Here is a 226-nt window from a genome sequence, read left to right on the forward strand (position 1 = left end):
GGGATATGTATGATCAGCCGATGATTAGCGATATCCAGCTGTTGCTCTGCCTGGCGGATCATACATATCCCTCAGCAATATATTGAGCACTATCCTCGCGACTATGTTTCCCCCATGCGCTTTGATGAAGGTATTAACGCTGCTTTCGTCAACTACAGCTATTCTACCGATGCCAATAATGGCGACGGGGGCAGCCACCAGTACCAATATCTTTCGCTAAACAGCG

1 protein-coding gene is annotated in these 226 nt (G+C 48.2%); it reads left to right on the forward strand.

The features are described from left to right. Positions 1–66: 66 nt before the first annotated feature. Positions 67–226: FimD/PapC N-terminal domain-containing protein (locus tag FLQ03_RS19690; protein WP_420855658.1), on the forward strand; the 160-nt coding region annotated here is incomplete at its 3' end.

This window comes from Vogesella urethralis, from assembly GCF_007644045.2.
Classification (GTDB): Bacteria; Pseudomonadota; Gammaproteobacteria; order Burkholderiales; family Chromobacteriaceae; genus Vogesella; species Vogesella urethralis.